We start from the raw sequence: 1,507 nt of genomic DNA on the forward strand, positions 1-1,507 counted from the left end.
GCCGAGACGCGCCTGGGGTATGCCCCCCGCTTTGACGTGCGGCAGGGGCTGCGCCTGGCAGGCGACTGGTACGCCGCCAACCTGTAAGGCGTACGTGCCTCAGGCACGGTATTTCAAGATGTTCTGGCGCTTGCTACAGCGCTTGCAGCATAAAAACAGAACGGGACGGCAGTATCCATCGCCGTCCCGTTTTTGTCATTTCGTAACACGCGATTTTCTCTGTTCCTGCCCTGAAATTTTATGCGCCGGTTTGAGATACCCCTGGCAAAAAAGCGCTGCGTTGCGAGGCTGCCATAAAAAATATGGCGCTAATGGTATTTTTTATTGCCATATAATCCCGTATGTTGGCTTGAAAACGTTGCTGTGCGGGCATTGTGAAAAAAATATCTAATACGGGCAGGCTTGACACTTTTTTCTCAATGGGTCATTGCTTAGTCATGGTTAATGCGTGAGAGAGTCTCCAGCCATCAAAAAGCTAGGGGCACCGAAGGGGCAAAGCCGTCAGGCCGAAACTCTCAGGTAAAAGAATCGCGCATCCTCGTGCTACTGAATCCGTTTGTGGAGACAGGGCGTGCCATCAAACATCAGGTACGCTTATGCTCCACGTCCTTGTGACCAACAATCCCCGCTTTCAGGACATGTCGCCCGTGGGTTTGAGCATCAGGCTCATCTCGGGTTGAGGCGCGTCTGTTGTTCGCGCGGCGCGCGACCTGATTCACCAGGGTTGGCTTCTTGTCAATCATCCCCTCTACGGCAATTTTTTGCCGTGGCAGATGCCGTATCGTTCTCTCGTCCTTTCTTTTTCCGACCATGACGCTTCCCTGAGCGCCTCCGCTCCGGTGCATGTCTCTTCCCTTGAGCTTATCGAGCGGGCTCAGGGCCGTTATGCCGCCGCAGCCGGCCGCGCTCCCGTCCCTCTTGAGGGCCGGGCATTGCGGGACTGCGCCTTTGTGGACGTGGAACTTTTACGCGCAACTATCGAGAGTTTGAACTGTAGCATCGCAAGCCTTTCGACCCCCCACTGGAGGCCGCCTGTTTCAGAACCGGCCCGGCTTCCGCACGAAAAGGAGATGTAACGTGAAGTTGGAACTACACCGCATCATGGTCAGCAAGCTGGCCTTCGGCGCGCGCACAGGCATCCGTGACGGAGTGCTTACCGTCAATCGGGAAGAGCTGACAGCCCTGCTCAGGCAGGACGAACGCCTCGGCAGTGTCGAGATTGACGCCGCCCACCCCGGAGAAAGCGTGCGCATCATGCCCGTGAAAGACGCTATTGAACCCCGCTGCAAGCTGGAAGGCCCGGGAGAGGTGTTTCCCGGCTGGATCGGCGATGTGGAAAATGCCGGTGAAGGCAAGACTCTGGTGCTGACCGGCATGGCCGTGCTGACCACGGGCCGCGTGGTGGCCCCGCAGGAGGGCATTGTAGACATGAGCGGCCCCGGCGCTGACTACACCCCTTTTGCAAAGACCTGCAACCTGACGCTTGCCCTGTCCGCCGCCGCCGACC

General features: G+C 57.7%; 2 pseudogenes and 1 riboswitch. Both pseudogenes read left to right on the top strand.

Features of this window, described 5'->3' with window-relative positions:
* Positions 1 to 439: 439 nt before the first annotated feature.
* A riboswitch (glycine riboswitch) is annotated at positions 440 to 541 on the top strand.
* A gap of 160 nt (positions 542 to 701) precedes the next feature.
* A pseudogene (locus V6C07_RS06515) lies at positions 702 to 1,076 on the top strand (GrdX family protein); the annotation flags it as partial.
* A gap of 1 nt (position 1,077) precedes the next feature.
* Positions 1,078 to 1,507, top strand: a pseudogene (gene grdE / locus V6C07_RS06520) (glycine reductase complex component B subunits alpha/beta); the annotation flags it as partial.

Origin of the sequence: Desulfovibrio sp. 1214_IL3152, assembly GCF_036763055.1 — a bacterium.
In the GTDB taxonomy this organism is placed as follows: domain Bacteria; phylum Desulfobacterota; class Desulfovibrionia; order Desulfovibrionales; family Desulfovibrionaceae; genus Desulfovibrio.